The following is a 1,907-nucleotide window of genomic DNA, read 5'->3' as shown; positions in this document are numbered from 1 at the left end:
CGAGGTGAGTCGGCGGCGGGAATCTCACCCACCGCCGCTCTCAGAACCGTGCGTGACAGTCTCCCGTCACACGGCTCCCACTGTCGAACCGCTGGGCAACGCGCCGTGCTTCCAATGGGTGAACATGCCGGGATAGGTTGAGGCGAACTCTGCCATTTTCCGGCGTGCCCGGCCTATGGCACGGCGATACCGCTTGTATTTCCGCATGGCCCATTTCACGAGGAATGGGTTGATCTGGCGTTCCAGGAAGCTGATCAACTCGGACTTGTAGAAGTGCCCGTAGTAGTTGATCCAGCCCGCCACGACGGGGTTGATCATCGCGGCGATCTCAGTGAAGGTCAGCGCGGTCCAGCGTCCCAACCGCCAATTCCGAATGGTCTTGGCCATGGACTTCTTGGCCTGCTTGCTCACCGCGGGCAGGAACCCAGTTTTGAGTCGCCCGTCTCGCAGTCGAGATGCCCGGCGCCGGAACGTGAACCCCAGGAAGGTGAACTCGGTGACCGGGAACTCCAGGTCCCGCCCTTCCTGCTTGCAGTACACGATCCGGGTCTTGTCCGGGTGCAGTGCCAAACCGAAACGCCCCAGCCTGCGCGCGATGGCAGCGCGGACGAACTCCGCTTGCTTCTCGCTGACGCAGTGCACGATGGCGTCGTCGCAGTACCGCTCGAACCTGACCGACCCCAGCTCCCGCTCCACCCAGGAGTCGAAAGCGTAGTGCATGAACAGGTTCGACAACAGCGGCGAGATCGCGGACCCCTGCGGGGTTCCCTTGTCCCGCCTGATGAGCGTGCCGTCGATCTGCCGCAGCGGAGCGGTGAGCCACCGCTTCACATACAGCACCACCCACGGCAACTCGGTGTGACGTTCCACAGCAGCGACGATGGGATCATGCGGAACGTTGTCGAAGAAACCCTGAATATCAAGATCGATGACCCAGGGCTGCCGCCAACACCGCTGCTTGCACGTCTCCACCGCATCCAACGCCGACCGTCCGGGCCGATACCCATACGAATCAGGATGGAACACCTGCTCCGCTGACGGCGACAACACCATGGCCACCGCTGTCTGAGCGATCCGGTCCGCGACCGTCGGAACCCCGAGGGTTCGGATTCCGCCGCCCTGTTTCGGAATGTCCACCGCCCGCACAGGCGGCGGGAAAAAGCTTCCCGATGACAGCCGATTCCAGAGTTTGTACAGGTTGTTCTTCTCGTCCTGCTCGAACTCAGTCAACGACTGCCCGTCCACACCAGCCGCTCCCTTGTTGGCCTTGACCTTCTGATACGCCTCCCACACCAGAGTTTTCGGGATGTCGAACGGCTTGCCCGCCGATCTCGTTCCGGTCATCGGATTCCTCCCATTACTGGTTGATCGTCGATCGAAACCCGACAGCACGCCCCCTTCGCTCCACCCCCATTACGGAGGCTTCATCACTACTACGGGGCGTTCCGCCCTCCTGACACGCCACCAGAGCTGCTCGCCCTTCCCACGACCGGCTCAACCACCGGCCGCTGTTTCGCGTCGAGGAGTTCTCCTGTTCCGTTGCAGAGCCTGGACCGAGCTCGCGCCACCTTCACGCCGGACACCACCAGACCAATCAGCAGGCTCTCGTCCGGCTTCTCCCGGGACAGCATTGAGGCCCCGGTTTCGATGTCACCTACATCTAACGACGCGTCATCAGTGGTTCACTCACGTTCGCCTTCTCGATCCATACCTGCCTTGTCCTGCAAGGCTTTTCCCCGCACGCTCACCACCACGGCTCATTCACCGCAGCAGCTCGGGGCGGTTTGACACCTGCACCTGCATGCCGATGCCGAAGGACCTACCTTCATCTCCACAACAGCACGAGCACAACGAAATCCGTGTTCTACACCACGAACCTCCTGTTCTCTTCAGGACACACCAACGCC

1 protein-coding gene is annotated in these 1,907 nt (G+C 61.7%); it reads right to left on the bottom strand.

Going from position 1 to position 1,907, the window contains the following annotated elements; translation table 11 throughout:
- Positions 1 to 66: 66 nt before the first annotated feature.
- Positions 67 to 1,344, bottom strand: a complete 1,278-nt coding sequence (gene ltrA, locus IRT45_RS36160; protein WP_194810244.1) for a group II intron reverse transcriptase/maturase — start codon at positions 1,342 to 1,344, stop codon at positions 67 to 69.
- Between the last annotated feature and the right edge of the window lie 563 nt (positions 1,345 to 1,907).

It is taken from the genome of Nocardia sp. BSTN01 (assembly GCF_015354405.1).
Classification (GTDB): Bacteria; Actinomycetota; Actinomycetes; order Mycobacteriales; family Mycobacteriaceae; genus Nocardia.
The sequence above is the reverse complement of the archived record's forward strand: the minus strand, read 5'-3'. Positions and strand labels throughout refer to the sequence as shown.